This is a genomic window from Solibacillus sp. FSL R7-0668, from assembly GCF_038006205.1.
GTDB lineage: Bacteria > Bacillota > Bacilli > Bacillales_A > Planococcaceae > Solibacillus.
This window is the reverse complement of the sequence record NZ_JBBOUU010000001.1, coordinates 2,704,931-2,724,846: the sequence shown is the minus strand read 5'-3', so window position 1 is coordinate 2,724,846 and position 19,916 is coordinate 2,704,931. Positions and strand designations below refer to the sequence as shown.

The 19,916-nt window shown below is 39.0% G+C and carries 15 protein-coding genes; 10 read left to right on the top strand and 5 right to left on the bottom strand.

Annotated elements, in window-relative coordinates; genetic code table 11:
• Positions 1-201 precede the first annotated feature (201 nt).
• Positions 202-1,452 carry an IS4 family transposase gene (locus MKX47_RS13620; RefSeq protein WP_340770139.1) on the bottom strand — a complete coding sequence of 417 codons (1,251 nt, stop codon included), beginning with the start codon at positions 1,450-1,452 and terminating at the stop codon, positions 202-204.
• Positions 1,453-1,636: 184 nt separating this feature from the next.
• On the opposite strand from MKX47_RS13620, the gene MKX47_RS13615 reads away from it, so the two are divergent.
• From MKX47_RS13615 to MKX47_RS13600, 4 genes are all read left to right on the top strand, one after another.
• Entirely contained in the window at positions 1,637-4,000 is a 2,364-nt protein-coding gene (locus MKX47_RS13615; protein ID WP_340775127.1) for a bifunctional 2',3'-cyclic-nucleotide 2'-phosphodiesterase/3'-nucleotidase, read from the top strand.
• A 401-nt stretch (positions 4,001-4,401) separates the two neighbouring features.
• Entirely contained in the window at positions 4,402-5,403 is a 1,002-nt protein-coding gene (locus MKX47_RS13610) for a VanW family protein (protein WP_340775124.1), read from the top strand.
• Between the two features lie 120 nt (positions 5,404-5,523).
• The gene (gene hpaB, locus MKX47_RS13605; RefSeq protein ID WP_340775121.1) at positions 5,524-6,933 is read left to right on the top strand and encodes a 4-hydroxyphenylacetate 3-monooxygenase, oxygenase component; all 1,410 of its coding nucleotides are present in this window, start codon (positions 5,524-5,526) and stop codon (positions 6,931-6,933) included.
• Positions 6,934-7,222: 289 nt separating this feature from the next.
• Positions 7,223-7,732, top strand: coding sequence for a hypothetical protein (locus MKX47_RS13600; protein ID WP_340775119.1), 510 nt, complete (start codon positions 7,223-7,225; stop codon positions 7,730-7,732).
• A 63-nt stretch (positions 7,733-7,795) separates the two neighbouring features.
• Here MKX47_RS13600 and namA read toward each other — a convergent pair whose 3' ends face one another.
• Positions 7,796-8,806: an NADPH dehydrogenase NamA gene (namA, locus tag MKX47_RS13595; protein ID WP_340775117.1), complete on the bottom strand. Its 1,011-nt coding sequence runs from the start codon at positions 8,804-8,806 to the stop codon at positions 7,796-7,798.
• 208 nt (positions 8,807-9,014) lie between these two features.
• Between namA and MKX47_RS13590 the strand changes: the two genes are divergently transcribed.
• The 3 genes from MKX47_RS13590 to MKX47_RS13580 all read left to right on the top strand — a co-directional run bounded on the left by MKX47_RS13590 (position 9,015) and on the right by MKX47_RS13580 (position 14,052).
• The gene (locus MKX47_RS13590) at positions 9,015-9,746 is read left to right on the top strand and encodes a polysaccharide deacetylase family protein (RefSeq protein ID WP_340775116.1); all 732 of its coding nucleotides are present in this window, start codon (positions 9,015-9,017) and stop codon (positions 9,744-9,746) included.
• 9 nt (positions 9,747-9,755) lie between these two features.
• A complete protein-coding gene (locus MKX47_RS13585; RefSeq protein ID WP_445683590.1) occupies positions 9,756-10,739 on the top strand; it encodes a M23 family metallopeptidase in 984 nt (327 codons plus the stop codon).
• Between the two features lie 121 nt (positions 10,740-10,860).
• On the top strand, positions 10,861-14,052 hold the full coding sequence (locus tag MKX47_RS13580; protein WP_340775115.1) for a DEAD/DEAH box helicase: 3,192 nt from the start codon (positions 10,861-10,863) through the stop codon (positions 14,050-14,052).
• A gap of 43 nt (positions 14,053-14,095) precedes the next feature.
• On the opposite strand, the gene MKX47_RS13575 is transcribed toward MKX47_RS13580, so the two are convergent.
• Positions 14,096-14,545, bottom strand: coding sequence for a universal stress protein (locus MKX47_RS13575; protein WP_340775113.1), 450 nt, complete (start codon positions 14,543-14,545; stop codon positions 14,096-14,098).
• A 109-nt stretch (positions 14,546-14,654) separates the two neighbouring features.
• Positions 14,655-15,245 (bottom strand): biotin transporter BioY, encoded by a 591-nt coding sequence (locus tag MKX47_RS13570; protein ID WP_340775110.1) that lies wholly within the window; start codon positions 15,243-15,245, stop codon positions 14,655-14,657.
• Positions 15,246-15,475: 230 nt separating this feature from the next.
• Between MKX47_RS13570 and MKX47_RS13565 the strand changes: the two genes are divergently transcribed.
• The 3 genes from MKX47_RS13565 to MKX47_RS13555 all read left to right on the top strand — a co-directional run bounded on the left by MKX47_RS13565 (position 15,476) and on the right by MKX47_RS13555 (position 18,701).
• Positions 15,476-16,927, top strand: a complete 1,452-nt coding sequence (locus MKX47_RS13565; protein ID WP_340775108.1) for a protein adenylyltransferase SelO — start codon at positions 15,476-15,478, stop codon at positions 16,925-16,927.
• A 147-nt stretch (positions 16,928-17,074) separates the two neighbouring features.
• A complete protein-coding gene (locus tag MKX47_RS13560; RefSeq protein ID WP_340775107.1) occupies positions 17,075-17,572 on the top strand; it encodes an RNA polymerase sigma factor in 498 nt (165 codons plus the stop codon).
• Entirely contained in the window at positions 17,559-18,701 is a 1,143-nt protein-coding gene (locus MKX47_RS13555) for a hypothetical protein (protein WP_340775105.1), read from the top strand. Before MKX47_RS13560 ends, MKX47_RS13555 begins: the two co-directional genes overlap by 14 nt.
• A 37-nt stretch (positions 18,702-18,738) precedes the next feature.
• Here MKX47_RS13555 and nspC read toward each other — a convergent pair whose 3' ends face one another.
• Entirely contained in the window at positions 18,739-19,899 is a 1,161-nt protein-coding gene (nspC, locus tag MKX47_RS13550; RefSeq protein WP_340777830.1) for a carboxynorspermidine decarboxylase, read from the bottom strand.
• Positions 19,900-19,916: the final 17 nt, after the last annotated feature.

Genomic DNA, 19,916 nt, shown 5'->3' with positions numbered 1-19,916 from the left:
TTAATTTGTTTTATTGTTATATTGATATCATTAACGTTGCATAAAAATTTTTAACGTTTGTCAAAAGAGATAAAATACCTATTTAATATTAATTCCAGAATTTTCTGAACAATTGTTCTTCCTAGATTTTAAAAAAAGTCAACATGCGCATAAGCGGTAGCTCTTATCCACAAATTGTAAATTATTTACATCCGATACAGCTTAGAAAATTGGATCATACGTTAATTCGTCCAGATGTTCCACCTCTCTTTCGTGGAACTGTCTGACGATGTGCTGAAATTCTCTGTTCCAATCGTACTTTTTCCGTCCTTTTGATTTTCTGGTTGGCGCCCTAAATAGCGCTTTTATAAATACTTCAAATGGCTTAAAGAGTAGATTTTGGAGCGTTTCTTTTAAGTCTAAAAGAGGTCCATTATGGTTCAATTTCAGTTTTAATAATACCTGTAAGCAATACGTAATTAAGGCGATCCAAATTTGTGTATACACAGCGTTTTGACTTTTTCCGTAGAAGCTTTTGATTCTTAGATGTTGTTTCATCCATTTAAAAAACGTTTCGATTTTCCAACGATAGCGATAGAGGTCACCAATTTCTTTCGCCGATAAATCGAAACAACTTGTAAGAATGATAATTTCATTCCCTTCACTGTCCTTCGTTCGAATTAAACGTAGTGTATTCTGCATTTTCGTTCGGTTCTGCTCATCACCTAGAAAGACTTCTTGATCAGAAAAGATGTTATTTTCAACGTCTGGGACTTGTTCATTCAACACTTCGATTTTTGCATTTTTCTTCAGTCGTGTGATAAAACGAATTCCTCGATCGCAGAGTTTATCGTATTGTCGATAGTCCGTATAGCCTCGGTCAAACAGATGAATCGCATCGGAATCGACATCAATTAACTTGTTCATTTGCGTGCGATCTGCGTGTTTCGCTGGTAAAATGACCGCTTGATCAGGAAGTGTCACATCTTTTGTGACAACCACGCGCAAATGTAGACGAACGCCTGCCTTTGTTTTTCGAAACGTTGCCCAAGGATATTGGCTTAGACTCATCGACATCGTAGAAGAATCGATGACAAGTAATTTCCCAATATCACGAAGAAACGGTGAGTTTCCTTTCATTTTCACCTGAATGGAAACGGCGAGATGGCGAAAGACTTTTTCGAATATTCTAGGGGTGAGGCAGGATTGTTTACGCGAAAGCTGCGACGAACTAATGGCATCCATTTGAATAAATGTATGAAGTTCTTCGGTATCTTTCAGCTGTTTCGCTAATTTTTTAAGCGAACTTTTTTCATTCAATTGCGCAATGATGAACAGCTGAAGAAACTTATAAGCTGTCAACTTTTTAATGTAAGAGTCGAGATTTGAAACGTTCACAACTTTTAAAAATGTTTTCTCATCGAGTACTTTTAACAATTCATTTAATGTGGATTTTGTGGTATCCTTGTCCATGGGTAAGCTCCTTTAAATTGGGATTTGGACAGAACTACCAAACCTAATTATAAGGAGTTTTTTCGTGCAATGGAATACCTAATTTTGGGATATTTTTAGATAGAAAGACTCTTGATATAATGTGTTTTAAATTAATGCAATGTTAATGTATTGATATACTTATATATGTAGGAGGAATTTATTTATGTGGAAAAAATTATCGGCTTCAGCATTGACGCTATCCCTTTTAGCAGGTGGCGTTGCAACAGAATTAGTAGCCGCATCAGCGAACGAGGATATCACGCGCGGTGAATTTGTGAAGGCTATGATCGATGCGCTGGACGTGCCACTTGGTAGTGGAGAAACGGTGAAGTTTCAAGATGTACCAGATTCATTAAAGCCGTATATTGAGAAGGCAGTTGAATTAAAATTAATCAAAGGGAAAACGGCAACACAATTTGCCCCTGATGAAAAAATAACACGTTCACATGCCTTTATTATTGCTGCGCGCGGGATTGAAAGTAATGAAACATATCCTGCTAGCTTAGTAGATCAATATAAAGATGGTAACAAAATCGCAGAGGGCAGTCGAGAAGAAGTAGCAAAAGCAATCGGTCTTGGCTTGCTTAATGGCTATGAGGACGGCACGATTCGTCCAAATAATTTTGTGACTAAAGTACAAGTGCAAAATATTTTAAAACGCTTTTTAGAAGAATATAGTCCAGTAGAGGCAAATACGACTGTAGCATTACGTATTTTAGGAACATCTGATATTCATACAAATATTGTGAATTACGATTATTATAAAGATGTAGAGGCAAATAACTTAGGTCTTGCCAAAACAGCCTTACTAATTGATGAAGCGCGTGAAGAAAATCCAAATACGCTATTATTCGATAATGGGGATGTGATTCAGGGAACACCACTTGGTTCGTATGTGCAATCCGTTCAAAAATTAAAAGATGGCGACATTCATCCTTCGGTAGCGGCAATGACTGCATTAGATTATGATGCTGCTACATATGGTAACCATGAGTTTAACTATGGCTTAAGCTATTTAGATGAAGTAACAGACGATGCGGCTTTCCCATATTTAAATGCCAATGTGCGTAATGCCACTACGAAAGAATTGATGTACGAGTCATATGCCATTATCGAGAAGGAAATGGTGGACTCAAATGGTCAGCCAACAACAATTAAAGTGGGTGTGACAGGTATTGTACCACCACAAATTTTAAAATGGGATAAAACTGTACTTGAAGGAAAAGTGACAGTTGATGATTCGGTTGAGGCAGTAAAAACGGTAGTACCACAAATGAAAAAAGCTGGCGCAGATGTCATTGTTGTATTATCACATTCAGGAATTGGTGATGCTAAGCATGAAGTTGGTGAGGAAAATGTTACGTACCTACTTTCAACAATTCCAGATGTTGATGCGATTGTTACAGGGCATGCTCATGACGTATTCCCAGGTAAAGTCGATGCGTCTTTAACGAATGTAGAACTAGAAAAAGGCACAATGAATGATGTACCAGTAGTTATGCCAGGTAAATTTGGTAGCCATTTAGGTGTAATTGATTTACAGCTAGAGAAAAAAGGAGATTCATGGGACGTAACAGCAGGTACAGGTGAGGTTCGTGAAATTGAAAAAGAGAACTCAGATGTAAACAAAGCTGTTGTAGATAGTGTAAAAGAAGCACATGATGGAACAATTGACTATGTACGTCAAGCAGTTGGAACAACAGAAGCAACAATTCATAGCTACTTCTCACAAGTACAAGATGACCCATCGATTCAAATTGTAACAAATGCGCAAATGGACTATGTAAAGGGTAAAATCAAAGGGACACAATACGAAAACTTACCAGTATTATCTGCAGGTGCACCGTTTAAAGCAGGAACTCGTAGTGATCCAGATTATTACACATATATTCCAAAAGGTGAGTTAGCAATTAAAAACGTAGCAGACTTGTATTTATACGATAATACAGTAGCAATGCTAAAACTTACAGGTGCAGATGTAAAAGAATGGTTAGAAATGTCGGCAGGTCAATTCCATCAAATTGATGTCAACAAAGCAGGCGAGCAGCAATTAATTAACACCGATTTCCGTTCATACAATTATGATGTAATTGATGGTGTTACGTATGAAATTGATGTAACACAACCAGCGAAGTATGACACATCAGGTAATGTTGTAAACGAAGAAGCTTCACGTATTGTAAACTTACAATATAATGGTAAGCCAATTGATTTAAAGCAAGAATTTGTTGTAGCGACTAACAATTACCGTGCAAGTGGCACTTTACCAGGCGTGCGTAATGCAACAGCTATTGAAAATTATACAGATGAAAACCGTCAAGTAATTATTGATTATATTTTAGCTGAAAAAACAATCGATCCGTCAGCTGATGGCAACTGGAAATTCACATCTATTCCAGCTTCAGTTGAAGTTGTATTTGAATCTTCGAAAAAAGCAGTGGATGTTTTAGAAAAAGACTCGAATATTAAATATTTAGGTGATGGCACAAGCGGCTTTGGCAAATATTCATTAAAATCAAATCAATAAGAAAAAATGCAAGACCACTGGAAAACTATGATTGTTTATGGCAAAAGAACGACAAATATATTGAGTATAATGAGGAACTTGCTCGTTATGGCTTAAACTATGATTTAAATGATAAATTAAAAGCAACCTATGTCATTACAGAAAATGACGTGGCCCAAGAACCACAAGCAATTATGCTAAATCAAAAGGGTTCCTTTGCATTTGATAAAAACAGATGGTACAACGATGATTACAGTAAATCATAGTAAGCATTAAATAAATGAAGCATTTCCTCCCTTCGTCAATTCAAGGGAGGAGATGCTTTTTTTAGTTAGCAAAATAGAAGTTTTTCTGACAAAACACGAAATATAATGGTGTTGAATATACTAGAAGTAACTTGATTTTAGGATAGGGGACATCAGGTGAAAAAAATTGGGTACATGATCTGGATATTTTGTGCAATCTGGCTGTTAGCAGGATGTCAGGAGACGTCGCAAAAGAGCGAACAGGTAAATATGGAACCAACCTTTAGTAGTCAGCCTACACAAGATACCACCAATGCAACAGAGGAAAATGCTGCGACACAACCACTGTTAAAATCGGCTGTTGTGACATTAATTGACCCCCGAACATTGGAAATTGTTCAAACGATTCATCCGAAAGAATTAGGTTTTGAATCGGATTTTGCATCGTATGAAAGTCAGTTAAAACAACTAGCGAAAACATTAGCAAGAGGAACGGAACACTTTATCGGATACGATCAAACAATGGAGCTGGATCGGTTAAACGAGAATGGACAGATTGTGAAAGGGAATGCAGGAACCGTATTAAAAGAAAGTGTATTAGTAGAGGAAATTATTCGTGCTTCCAAAAATGGTGGCAATGTGTATTTACCATTATACGAAATGACAAGTAATTATCCAATCGAGGCAGTCAGCTCCTTGAACGAGACGGTCATTGCATCATTTACAACCTATTTTCAGTCGTCGGAGGAAGGAAGAAGTAAAAACATCGAGTTATCGGCATTGGCGCTTAATAACATCATTGTTGGTGATGGAGATTATTTTTCTTTCAATACAATGGTTGGCGAAAGGTCTGAAGCAAGAGGCTATCAACCCGCATATGAAATTGTCAATAAAAAGATGGTAATGGGCATTGGTGGAGGGATCTGTCAAACATCTTCCACATTATTTAATGCCATCGATCAGCTTGCATTAAGGATAACGGAGCGACATCATCATTCATTAAGTGTAGGCTATGTAGTTGCAGGCAGAGATGCAACCGTATCCTATGGCACATTAGATTTTAAATTTCAAAACACGAGTGGCGTGCCATTATTAATCAGAAGTTTTTACCGTGCAGATATTTTAACCATCGAAATCCGAACGGCGCAACATTACAAAAATTTACTGGGAAAAAGGTAAGGTAACACATCTAAATCCTGCGCTGGAATGTTTTACTGCCGTTAAGTAAGGAATAAATGGTCAAATGATTAGATCGCTTAATATGATATATCGAATGATTGTGAAAGAAGGAGCGAGTTCATGCCTAGCATTACAGGAGAGCAATATCTATCACGTATTGATCAATTAGGGATTGAGGTTTGGGTTGATGGGGAGCAGATACAGGGCAAGCTTTCGGAGCATCATGCATTAAAAGGCATTATGAAAAGTCAGGCTGAGCTTTATTCCATGCAGCATGATGAAAGCCTACAACAGGAATTGACCTATTCATCACCGACTACGAGTAATTTAGTAGGGCTGTCATTTCTCCAACCGAAAACGAAGGAGGACTTAGTTAAGCGTCGGAAAATGGTTCAGCACTATGCTTCCTATCATCATGGTTTAATGGGACGTAGCCCGGATTATATGAATACAGTCATTACCGCACTCGCTTGCTCCACAGATTATTTGCAAGGAAAAGAGAATTGCTATCCTGCCCATTTACAGGCGTATTATGAATATGCACGTGAGCATGATTTATCGATCACGCATACATTTATTGACCCACAAGTGAATCGTTCGAAATTTTATATCGAGTTTGATGAAAAACCAATTGCAGCAACCATTATTGAACAAAACGATGATGGAATTATCGTCGATGGTGCAAAATTACTCGCAACGCAGGGCGGTATGACGGATGAGATTTTTGTCATGTCTGGCAGTAATGACGGAGACGGCAATCGGGCATTTGCTTTTGCGATTCCGAGTAATACGAAAGGCTTAAAGTTTGTATGCCGTGAATCCTTTGCACTTGGAGAAAGTGAATTTAATTATCCACTTAGCTCAAAGTTTGATGAAATCGATGCCCTCGTCATATTTGACCATGTATTTGTTCCGTGGGAGCGCGTTTTTTATGCAAATAATGTGCATGTAGCGAATACATTTGCCCAAAATTCATTATTTCGTCCTCTGTCACTCCATCAAGTTGTATCAAGGCAAGTAAAGAAAACCGAATTTTTGATCACGCTTGCCTGCGCCATTGTTGATTCAATTCAAATCGAAGAACATGCTCATGTGCAACAAAAAATAGTGGAAATGCTTGTACTTCAGGAAACATTGGATGCCCTGTTATTAAAATCTGAGCAAAACGCACAGATGCACAAATTTGGCTATATATGCCCGCAACGTGAGCCTTTAGAGGTGGCCATTTTGATTTATCCGAAAATGTATCCACGCATGGTCGAGATCATTCAACTTTTAGGGGCAAGTGGTTTAGTGAATATACCGACAGAAAAAACCTTTCAAACAGAGCTAAACAGTGATTTGAATCATTTTCTCCAATCAAAATCTCATTTAGGTGAAGAACGCGTGAAGCTATTTCGCATGGCCTGGGATTTGACAATGAGTCCGTTTGGTACTCGTCAAACGTTGTATGAACGCTTTTTCTTTGGTGATCCAGAAAGAATGTTTGGAGCCATCTATAATTTATACAAAGAAAAACAGGATTTATAGATTTCAATATAATTTTAGTAGGTAGTGTGAATAATTAACAAGCATGTCTAATCCTATACAAAATCCTATATCGATACAGCATTTTCATACAAATCACCTTCTATTTAATAGTATTTTATTTATAGAATATTATCGTTGAATCAAAAGTAATGACTGAATTATTAAAAATGATGAGTTTTGAACTACTTATGGTATAATACTTTTGACGCTATGGAAAAATATTGCTGTCGTATATCTTTAATAGTAGCAGCAAAAATAGCGGAAAAATTTGAAATAGTAGGTGTTTCGAATGAATATTTTATTTAAAGCAGATTGTGGTAAAGTTTTCGAAGTTCCTTTTACGTATGAGTCGCTAAATGAAGAAGATTCTAGCAATGTAAGCTCTAATAATATGAGATTTTTTAAATTGATTTTATCGACATCGTTAACTGAGTTACCATTTCAGCAAATTATTTATACATTGCCTAATTTAGATAGCTTCAACAAATTATTGAATCAGCGTGACGGCTTAATTACAAATAAGCTCGAGATGATATGGGGCATTCCGAAGCTAGTTGTCCATACGTTTGTTGCCGATCAACTGGTTCAAACCACACCATTTGATATAATGACCAACCAATTTATCATTTCATCATCAGAGATAGAGCAAATATCAACGTTGAAAACGCGCTACAGAAAAATTTTCATCACAACCGAAACAAAGCAAATTCCAAATATAATTTTATGCCGCGAAACGCAAAATGCTTATGAAAAATCCATCATTAATAAAACTTCAAGTTCTATTAAAGCATCCATATAAAATCAAACACCTGTAGACAAAAAGAGCTACAGGTGTTTGTTTTGTTCTAATGGATTCGAGAGCCTACCAGCCGCGGCGATATGTTTTTGCGGTTGCTTCTAGTGTAACGCCTAATTCCTTCGCTGCACGATACGCAAAATAAGGATCACGTAAAAGTTCACGTCCGATCAAAATCAAATCGGCTTCATTGTTTTGCAAAATAGACTCAGCCTCAGTGCCGGTAGTAATAAGTCCTACAGCACCAACTGGTAAGCCACTTGCTTTTAGAGCTTTTGCATGTGGCACTTGGTAAAGTGGGAAGGTATCAATTGTAGCCGGAACAACAGCCCCTGTAGAAACATCAATTAAATCTACATCTTGTTCCTTCATCCACTGCGCAAATTGTACATAATCAGTTGGAGTTAAGCCGCCTTCCACATACTCTTCTGCCGATACACGGACAAGTAATGGACCATCCCAAATCGAACGTATGGCATCGATTACTTCACTTAGGAGACGATAGCGATTTTTAGCAGTGCCACCATAGACGTCGGTGCGTTTATTAGTAAGTGGTGATAAAAATTCATTAATTAAATAGCCATGAGCTGCATGAATTTCTAACACATCGAAGCCCGCTTTAATCGCGCGTTGAGCCCCGTCTTTAAAGGATTGCACAATACCTGTAATTTGCTCTAATGTAAGAGCTTTTGGGGTTTGATACGCCTCACTAAAGGCAATAGCAGATGGTGCAAAGATGTCACCTTGTATTGTCGCTTTTCGACCTGCATGGGCAAGTTGAATGCCTGTTACCGCTCCATACTGCTTCATTTGCGTAGTTAACTCAGCCAGCATTGGGATATGCTGATCAGACCAAATGCCAAGATCTTGTTCCGATATTCTGCCCTCAGGTACAACCGCAGTTGCCTCTAAAAGAATAAGTGCTGTACCTCCAACTGCCCGGGAAGCATAGTGTACAATATGAAATGGCTTCACAATGCCGTCATTATCCGCTTCATACATACACATAGGTGCCATTACCAGTCTGTTTTTTAGCATAATGTTTCGTAATTGAAACGGCTCAAATAATAAGGTCATAGAAATTTCCTCACTTTCAAAAACATTCATAAAAAAGTATAGCAAAAAACATATTGTTTTACTATGGATTGATTTTGATGAGTTGAGAACGATTAAGCGAAAATAAAATTTGTTTTTTTTTACAGCAATTCCTTAATGTTTCGTCAATAATTTTACTGAAATGAACAATAATAAAGGGAACGATAGAAATGAAGGATGTGGATTAGTAATGAAAAAGAAATGGCTTTTTTTTTTAAGTTTATTTGTATTTATTGGCCTATCGGTAGTCTACGTCATTGACCGAACAGCTGCTGAAAAAAGTCGCAAATATTATGAAGAAGCCGGGTATATTATTTGGGATATTCAAACGGAAAAAAAGGTCGTTGCATTGACATTTGATGATGGCCCACATGCGAAGCACACAGAACAGGTTTTGGATTTACTCGATCAATATGATGCGAAAGGTACTTTTTTTATTGTAGGACAGCAAGCTGAAAAATATCCACAAATCGTTCGACGCATGTATGAAACAGGTCATGAAATTGCCAATCACACATACAGCCATCCCTATTCCAAAGCTGTCCCAAAGGTGATGAAGGAAATTGAACAAACAAATGAAATTCTCTACAGCATTACAGGTTTTCGACCGAAGTTATTTCGTCCAGTAGAGGGCTATTATACGGAAGAATTAGTAACCGAGGTGGCGCGAGAAGGCTATAAATTAGTGATGTGGTCATGGCATTTAGATACGGAAGATTGGAAGGACCCTGGCGTTAACCAGATTATTGATACGGTTCTGACAGGTGTCGAGCAGGGAGATGTCGTACTGTTTCATGATGGGGGCGGAAACCGTAAGCAAACGGTTCAAGCGTTAGAGAAAATTTTACCGGAGCTTAAAAAGCAGGGCTATCGTTTTGTGACAATTTCAGAAATGTTGAAGTTACAGCAAGTCAGAAAGTGAGGAGGATTTGTGCACAGAACAATAGTAGCGATGGTTGTTGCAGCGATAGCATCGATGAATATAGGGCATGAAGAGATACATGCAAAGGAACAAGATTCAAAAGAGCAGCTAATCCAACAGCGCATGAAATATTATGTGCAATTTCAAGATTTCATCATTCCATGGCATTATTTAGCGGCTATTGATCAGTATGAGCGAAATATTCAGCAGGTGCGAAAAGACATCCCAAAAAAAGAGAGCATTATTGCGATTCAATTTTCAAATGAATATTGGGCTGGGGCATTGAATCCAGTACATGATGATACATTGCCCAATTCTATTGACCTGTTTGGCGGCATGGGATTAGATGGTAATGGAGATGGCGTTGCTTCGCCGATGGATGATGAAGATGTATTGTTTACGATGGCTAAATACTTACGAACGTATGGGCATAGTGAACAGGAATTTAAATTAGCGTTGTGGGATTATTATAAAAATGAGCTTGCCGTTAATCAGATTACAGTGATCGCAAAGTTATTTAAAAAATTTGGGACGATAGATTTAGACGCACATTATTTCCCGATTCCGAAAAATTATAGTTATAGCTATACAGGCACATGGGGAGCGAATCGTGGCTGGGGTGGCAGACGTATCCACGAGGGGACAGATATTTTTGCGCATTATGGTACACCCGTTGTTTCGACTTCTTATGGTGTTGTGGAAGTGATTGGCTGGAATGAATTTGGTGGCTGGCGTATTGGGATACGTGATCATCATAATTCGTACCATTATTATGCGCATCTACAATCGTTTGACAAACAGCTACAACAAGGGGACATTGTGGAAGCAGGGCAGACGATTGGTTATGTGGGGAGCACGGGCTATGGAAAAGAGGGAACAGCGGGAAAGTTTCCGCCACATTTGCATTATGGCATGTATAAATTCAATGGTCGGACGGAATGGGCATATGACCCGTACCCATCATTGCTAAGATGGGAAAAAAATAAGCAATAAAATGAGAGAAGGCATTTTCATTCGTGAAGATGTCTTTTTTATGGTTCGTTCGGTGCTAATGGGATAGAAATTATACAGACTTCATGCGAAAATAGAAGTACTGAGAAAGGGGGCGCTATGCATGGACATCAATATAACAGACAAAAAAGTAAAGGATCTATGCGGAACCGTCTCTTATAAAAAGGGACAAACCTTTTATCAAACTGGAAAAGTAACAATTGTAGAAATGGATGCCTCTCACGCGACGGCTATCGTGAAAAGTGCAGAGGATTTTCACGTGACGATTAGGCAAACAGACACGTCAAAGGACTTACAAACGAGCTGTAGCTGCGAATGTCTTATTCAGTTTTCGAAAAAATGCCAGCATGTAGCAGCTGTTTTGATTGCGTTGCAGCAGCAAAAAGTACAGCAAAGGGAGTTACAACGCCAGCAGGAGCACAAAGAGGCTATCAAGAGCGAATTATTTTCTATTTTTGAAGAGCCATCTGTGCGTGGTAGCGGCTATCAGCGTCATTTTGAACAGCGAGAGCCATTGTTGCTTCAATTTGTTCTAACACCGATTGAGTTAACGAAACAGGAAACCCTATTTGGGCTTCGTTTAAAGGTTGAGGACATTCCGATTCGTACCATTCGCCCATTTTTACAGGCTGTTTCAAGCGCGCAGCCTTACCAAATTGCCCCCTATTTTACGTATGAGAAAGGTGAGCACTGCTTTGAAGCAAATCAAAATAAAATCATCCAGCAGTTACATCATATTGTGCAGGATGAAGTGCTCTATATCGATGCGGCTTTACAGCAAGATGAATTTCATTTGGTTGAAGATATATTGTTCATTCCACCATCTGCATGGCATAAACTTGCGCCGAATTTAGCAGAACAAAGAGAAATTGAAGTTCACTATCAGCATGACATTTTTAAGGGCTTTCATTACAAGGAAGCGCCATCCTCATTAATGGTGAAAGTTGAAAAAATGGACGATCATTATGAAATGCGCATTCCACATATAGAAAGTATCATCTTATTTGAAAGCTATGAGGCCTTATTAATTGGAAATGAGCTGTATAGATTGTCTTCGCAAAGCACAAAGCAAGTAAAAGACATCCTGCAGCTGTTTGCAAAGCAGGAGCGCTTCATCATTGAAACTAATCAGTTAGCGCATTTTTTAGATGTAGTTGTACCAAAGCTCAAGAAAATTGGCTGTGTCGAAATCGCCGCGGCTATTACAAAGGAGCAAATGAAAATTCCGCTACAAGCAAAACTGTATTTAGATCGTGTTAACAATCGACTATTAGCAGGGCTTGAATTTCAGTATGATCAATTTGTGATTCAACCACTGGAAGAGGCTTCGATTGCTGATGAAGTATTAATTTTGCGTGATATCGAAAAAGAGGCAGCCATTATGCAAGTAATGGCTGAGAGTGGATTCACCCAAACAGAGGGTGGCTATTATATGCAAAATGATGAATTAGAATATCAATTTTTGTATCATACATTGCCTAAACTGCAAAAGCTCACGCAAATCTACACGACGACTTCTGTGAAATTACGCATTGCTAAGGAAAATAACTTTCCAAAAATTCGTGTCAATGTTCAACGAGAGCGTACTAATTGGCTAGAATTCAAATTCGAAATGGACGGCGTAACGAATAAGCAAATTAAAGAAATATTAAGAGGGCTGACAGTCAAGCAAAAATTTTATCGACTCGCAAACGGGGCCTTATTGTCGTTAGAAACGGGTGAAATGGAGGAAATTCAGCGCTTTTTACGAGCGATTCCAGCACAGGATGATGAATATGAGCTGACGTTTAATATGCCCATTTTAGAGAGCTTACCGTTTTTAGAGCAATTTGAGCATAGCGCTATTTTTGAAGCAGAAGCGTCCTTTAAACAATTTACACAGCAATTAATGCAACCAGAGCAATTAACATTTGCGGTTCCTTCGAGTTTAGAAAACGTCCTGCGTGACTATCAACAGCATGGCTATAGCTGGTTCAAGCTGCTTGCCAATTACGGCTTTGGGGGTGTGCTTGCAGATGATATGGGGCTCGGTAAAACGATTCAAAGCATCGCCTTTATCGTGTCTGAGCTAGAAATCATTCGAGCGAATCAACAACCTGTACTGGTTGTTTGTCCGTCTTCACTAGCCTATAACTGGCTTTATGAGCTAATGAAATTTGCACCTGAAATTGAAGCAATTATTGTCGATGGCACAACAGCAGAGCGCCGAGAATTATTACGACAGCTCCCGATGCATGATGTGGTCATTACGACGTATCCTTTATTGCGCCGAGATATCACCTTTTATGAGCGCCAGCATTTCCACACGGTATTTTTTGATGAAGCGCAAGCCTTTAAAAACCCATTAACGCAAACAGCCCGCACCGTGAAAAAAATTCGAGCAACGAATCGCTTTGGGCTAACGGGAACGCCGATTGAAAACTCATTAGCAGAGTTATGGTCGATTTACCGTGTCATTTTCCCACAGCTTTTCCGTGAGTTAGAGGAGTTTAAGCATACGCAGCGCAAGGATATTGCACGTCGTGTACGCCCATTTTTACTGCGTCGTATGAAGGAGGATGTATTAATGGAGCTTCCCGGTAAGGAGGAAACATTGGATTTTAGTGATTTACTACCAGAGCAAAAAGCCTTGTATGCAGCATTTTTAGCGAAATTACGTGAGGATACATTGAAGCATTTAGATAAGGACACCTTATTACAAAATCGAATTCGTATTTTGGCAGGGATTACGCGATTACGGCAAATTTGTTGTCATCCGGCATTATTTATGGAAGATTATCAGGGGCGTTCGGCGAAGTTTGAGCAGCTTTTGCGGATTTTAAATGAGGCGAAGAATTCAGGGCGGCGCGTGCTCATCTTTTCGCAGTTTACGCAAATGCTAAAGCTCATTGCGACAGAGCTAACAAAGCGGGGGGACTATTATTTTTATTTAGATGGACAAACACCATCTGAAGAACGAGTACAGCTTTGTAATGCCTTTAATGAAGGGGAAAGTGATCTATTTTTAATTTCGTTAAAGGCTGGGGGAACAGGGCTTAATTTAACTGGCGCAGACACGGTTATACTATATGACTTATGGTGGAATCCAGCAGTTGAAGAGCAAGCCGCAGACCGCGCACATCGCATGGGGCAGCAGCATGTTGTTCAAGTAATTAAGCTCATTGCACGTGGCACGATTGAGGAAAAAATGAACCAGCTGCAGCAAAAGAAAAAGTCGCTCATTGCCGATATTTTAGATTCCGAGCAGTCGTCTACATTAACCGAACAAGATATACGGGAAATATTGTCCATTTAAAAAGGGTATGAGGCCTGTTTAATTGACCTCATACCCTTATACTTTATGCTTCTGGTGTACGTACTACTAATACATCACATTTTGCATGGCGCACAATCGCTTCTGTATTTGAGCCAAGGAAAACTTGCTCTACCGCATTGACACCTGTTGCCCCACAAATGATTAAATCGGGTTGAACATGCTCATGTAGTTTCTTTGATAAAACTTGTTTTGGCACGCCTTTTGTTAGGATTTTTTCTACTTTTTCGATGCCCGCATCCTTTGCTTGTGTTTCGCAGCTATCTAATAACACTTCACCGTGCTTGCGAATTAACTCAACCATGTTGTCATAGAGCATATCGAATGTTGTGGCAACACTTGTATCGATGACATGAATAATATGTAGCGTAGAGCCAACATTTCGTTTTGCTACATCAATTGCTTTCTTAAATGCGTAATCTGATAATTTTGAGCCGTCTACTGCAACGACAATATTTTGATAATGGTTCGACACAGGGGATTCCTCCTTTGTAATTCACTTTATTATAGCAAAGAAATAGAATTTGGAAAAATAAAGCTCCTACCTAGTACAAAGGGAACTAGGTAGGAGCTCAAAATAATTCTTACTTGATCGGTAAAATTTTTAGTACTTTTTGAATGCGGTAAGCGAAAATACCAGCAAAAATAGCTAGAATGATGTCTTTTGGCATCGGTGGTAACATCCATAACCAAGCCATTCCATAACTAAAGCCTTCTGGTGCGGCAGCCCAAAACTTATAGGCAACATACATCCAAGTTGTACCTAGAACATAATTAAGTACAAACGCAATAAGAGCAGCAACAATATAAGCTGATTTTGTTTTATAGTGCTCGACAATTTTACCAGCTACATACGCACATAAAATAAACGTAACGATAAAGCCGAATGTTGGAAATAGAACAGCGGAAGCGCCCCCTGTGAATTTAGAAAACACCGGTGCACCTGCTAGCCCGATTAACATATAGACCGTACAAGCGATGGCCCCTTTTTTACCTCCTAGTATGAGACCAGCTAAAATGGCGAAAAAGGTTTGTAATGTAATGGGAACTCCGCCAACAACTAGAAAGGGTGCGAATGATGTGATATTTGCACCAATCATCATTAAAGTAGAAAATAATGCGCAATATACTAAATCAATCGTTTTAAAACGATTATTAGCAGCAACAGTTTGCATAGTAAAACTCCTTTATGTTAACTTTTTGTTTTTATTTGTTAACATAAATAATAATGTGTGAATTTTATTACGTCAACTTAAATTTTATTGTAGTTAACCCAAAGGATTTAAAATTATCTAACTATTCGCGCTAAATTAGCGAAAATCGTCATAAAAGTATTTTCTTTTGGTTTGAATCTTTTGTGTGTCTATAATGGAATTAACTTAAAATGAAAAGAGGCATCGTGATTATGACAGGGGATTCATTCGGTTTTCAATTTGAAAATACTTATACGACATTACCATCTGGCTTTTTTACGGAAGTGGCAATTAATCCGGTTGCAAATCCAGAAATTGTAATTTTTAATCGCTCGTTAGCACAGCAGCTAGGTTTAGATGCCGATGCATTATTAGCTAAGGGCGCTTCGGTTTTAGCGGGCAATGAAAAATTAGAGGGCGCGGCGCAACTTGCACAAGCCTATGCAGGACATCAATTTGGACACTTTAATATGCTTGGAGATGGGCGTGCAGTATTACTTGGTGAACATTTAACACGTAATGAAGAGCGCTTTGATATTCAATTGAAAGGTGCTGGACGAACAGTCTATTCGCGTCGTGGAGATGGACGGGCAGCGCTTGGTCCAATGCTACGTGAATTTATTATTAGTGAAGCGATGCATGCGCTAAATATTCCAACAACCCGTAGCTTAGCGGTGACGTCGACAGGGGAGCTCATCTACCGGGAACAAGCATTAGAAGGTGCGGTGCTAACACGAATTGCGCAAAGTCATTTACGGGTCGGGACCTTTCAATATGCGGCAAACTTCGCAGAAAAAGAGGATTTACGTGCATTGGCACATTATGCGATAGAACGTCATAATCCGAATATCATGCAGGCTGAAAATCGTTATTTAGCGCTATTAGAGCATGTATTAGAAAAGCAAGCAGCACTCATTGCGAAATGGCAAAGTGTCGGCTTTATTCATGGTGTTATGAATACGGATAATATGACGATTAGCGGTGAAACGATTGATTACGGTCCATGTGCATTTATGGATGTCTTTGATCCGACGACTGTTTACAGCTCAATTGATACGCAAGGGCGCTATGCATATGGCAATCAGCCGAATATGGCTTTATGGGATTTAACGCGCTTTGCCGAAAGCTTGCTGCCGATTCTTCATGATAATCTTGAAGAAGCCATTGCCTTAGCACAGCCGGTTGTTGAAACCTTCCCAAGTATGTTTGAAGCGAATTATTTTAGTGAAATGGGTAAAAAGCTCGGACTTCTTTCAATCGAAGCACAAGATGAAAAACTTATTTTACAATTGCTTGATTATATGCAACGCTTTGAAGCGGATTTTACTAATACATTCCGTGCTCTTTCTGAAGGAGCCAAGCCGAGTGAGCCATTATTCCAATCAACGGAATTCAAGGAGTGGGAGCAAAAATGGCTTGCACGTTTGGAATCGCAAGGAACAACAATTGCTGAAGCAAGGGACTTTATGAAAACGGTGAATCCTGCTGTTATTCCACGAAACCATGTCGTTGAACAGGCGATTAATGAATTTGTTGAAGGAGAGCCAGCTTTATATTTAGAGCTACTACAGGTAGTAACCAATCCATATGCACACGCTGACTCAAAATTTAGCGAACCACCAACCGATGATGCACCACCCTTCGTCAGTTATTGTGGCACATGAATTTTTGCACCATAGTATTTCGCTATGGTGTTTTTTCATGTTTATGGTGTGGAAAATAAACATCTACAAAAATAATTTCAAATGATTTGAACAATTTTTCGGACAACATCCGTCTAAGCGGTAGAATGGAAAAGAGGTGAATGGTCGGTGGAGCAAATAATCGAGCGATATGGTGAATATTTATATCATTTTAGCTACTTATATGTGAAGGATATTCAGCTTGCAGAGGAAATTACACAGGACGTATTGATGAAGTTTCTATTACATAAAGAAGATTTCCGTAACGAGGCCTCATTAAAAACATATTTAACGCGGATTGCGATAAATTGCTGTCATGATGAATTGCGCAAACAAAAGCGAAAAAATATATTAACGAAATTTCTCCCATTACGTAAAAGTGAACCTTCTACAGAGCAAGCATACTTAGCAACAGTGGCGTTTGCAACGTTAAAAGAAACTGTGTTTGCATTGCCCGTGCATTACCGAGAAGTCATTATTTTATTCTACTACGAGGAATTTGAGGTAGCTGAAATTGCTGATTTATTAGATGTTTCGCAAAATACGGTGCGTACAAGAATTCGTCGGGCCAGGGAATTATTAAAAACCAATCAGGAGTTGGAGGCGATTTTTTATGAAGGGGTTTAAAAATCAACTACGGCAGGAATTACAGCAAGATGCACCGTTTACGAAAGAAATGAAGCAACGTCTACTACAAACGAAGCCAAAGCGAAAACAGCGCAATTGGCAGGTGCTATCTGTATCGGTTGCAGTGTGCTGTCTCATTGGAATGCTGTTATTTGCACAATTTGCACCTCAAAAAAGTGTTCTAACTGCCAGTGAAGGGGAGACGTTATTGCCGTTACTGGATGATGTGTCCGGATTAGAGGTTATTGAACCCTATTATGCACATTTACTTGGTGAACAATGGATGCTAGAGGGATTTCCAATGGTCATTGATAAAGAAGCCCCAATTACTTACGGGGATTATGTTGCTTACTATACGCCATCTGGAATTATTGTCTCAACAGTGCTTGGTTTAGCGGATGACTCTGTAACGATGGATGAGGGTCAAATTATAGTCAATGGTACAGTATTAAAAATGCGTGGGCTCGGTGAGAAAATAGTAGGGGACTTAAAAAAAGACCCCTTTAAAAATCCGTATTACTTTCATGAAAGGGGAGTATCCTTTTCACCTTTTGTCAATGAAATCATTCAGGTGGCTAAAGATGAGCTCGTTATTTATAGTTATCATCTTGAAAAATCTCGTCATCAATTACTAAAAATAAAGGACACACAACTCGTTGGTAAGGTGACAGCGATTCAAGCCACGGAAGAATTAGCGTATACTTTGACGCCAGAAGAACAGGCGGTGTACGAGGCGTTTAAAATGGATCATGATTTAGAGCGTTTACATCATATTTCACCTGTTTCAATCGTTAAAATGTTTTTCTTGAGTGATATTGATCAGGATTACGGAACATACGAAGCACTAATGTCAACTTCTAATAATAAAGACATACTAGAAGCAAGGCAGCATTATGAAAAAACAAAAGCTGTACGCCAGCAATTATTCACACCGGAATTAAATCGTCTTATAATTGCAAGGTATTTTAACGGAATTGAAAATGCCACATTTGATCAGCGCTCAGATAAAGAGGGCTGGGTTGTGTTTACTGGAGAAAATGGACTGCCATCAGAGGTGAGAGTGGAGAAAAACGAGCAAGGAATTTGGCAACCAACATTCCATCGAATCATATATTTCCCACTTCAATGACAAAAAAGCAGAAACGCCTAAACGTTTCTGCTTTTTCTTATGACAAACGCCCTTTATAATCCTCATAATGGAATGTACGAATGACCTTCATACCATCCTCTTCATTATAAGAGCAAATACTTGGTAAGTTAACCCCGTTGAACATATGCGTTTTCACCATTGTGTAATGCGCCATGTCTGTAAATACGAGCTTGTCGCCAGCTTTTAATGGTTCATCAAATGAATAATCACCGATTATATCACCAGCTAAGCATGTCATACCACCTAGGCGGTATGTATATGCTTTTTCATTTGCTTCACCTGAGCCAATAATATGTGCGCGGTACGGCATTTCTAGGGTATCAGGCATATGGCAAGTTGCTGAGGAATCTACAATCGCGAGCTCCATGCCGTTGTGTACGATATCTAAAACCGTAGCGACTAAATAACCTGTATTGAGCGCAATGGCTTCTCCTGGCTCTAAAATAACTTTGACATCATATGTGTCTTGAATGCGGTTTATGAGCTTTACAAGGAGCTCCACATCATAACCAGGCTTTGTAATATGATGACCACCACCGAAGTTTACCCACTTCATTTGATGCAAGTACTGACCATATTTTTCTTCAAAGTGAACTAAAATACGTTCTAATACATCCGCCCCTTGTTCACACATGGCATGGAAGTGAATGCCTTCTACCCCGTCAAGCTCGTCCGGTCGAAATGATTCAACCGGAATCCCAAGGCGAGAATTAATGTAGCAAGGGTCGTAAAGTGGTGTTTCCACCTCGGAATAACCAGGATTCACACGTAAGCCAATCGAAATGTTTTTCTCATGACTTAATACTTTGTCTTTATACTTATTTAACTGATCAAATGAGTTAAAGACGATGTGATTCACATACGTTAAATATTCGTCAATTTCGTGCTCTGCATAGGCAGGTGCATAGGCATGGACTTCCTTGCCGAATTCCTCAAAACCAAGGCGCGCCTCAAATAGAGAAGAGGAAGTAATCCCTGCTAAATAGTTGCGTGCCATTGGAAATGTTGACCACATTGAAAAACCTTTCAGCGCAAGTAAAATTTCACAGCCAGTACGATCTTGTAGGGATTTTAAAAGCTTTAAATTGCGCTCGAGTAAGCGTTCGTCGACAACGAAAGCAGGGGATGGGGCTGTCTGCCAATCTATGCCTGTTTCTTGTTTAAGAGCAGCAGTCATAATCGGCTTCGAATCTG